At 73.5% G+C, this 245-nt stretch carries 1 protein-coding gene; it reads right to left on the bottom strand.

Features of this window, described 5'->3' with window-relative positions; genetic code table 11:
- On the bottom strand, window positions 1-245 hold a 245-nt coding region (locus ACEPPI_RS40970; RefSeq protein ID WP_373920307.1), incomplete at both ends, for a hypothetical protein.

Below are 245 nucleotides of genomic sequence, written 5' to 3'. Positions count from 1 at the left end.
GCGCCTGCGCCTCGATCGGGTCACCCAGCCGGGTCCCCGTACCGTGCGCCTCCACCGCGTCCACATCCGCGGTCGACAGACCCGCACTGGCCAGCGCCTCGCGGATCACCCGCTGCTGCGACGGACCGTTCGGCGCCGTCAGGCCGTTGCTCGCACCGTCCTGGTTGACCGCCGAACCCCGCACCACCGCCAGCACCGGATGCCCGTGACGACGCGCGTCCGACAGCCGCTCCACCAGCAGCATG

The organism is Streptomyces sp. AB3(2024) (genome assembly GCF_041862025.1).
Lineage (GTDB): Bacteria > Actinomycetota > Actinomycetes > Streptomycetales > Streptomycetaceae > Streptomyces.
The sequence above is the reverse complement of the archived record's forward strand: the minus strand, read 5'-3'. Positions and strand labels throughout refer to the sequence as shown.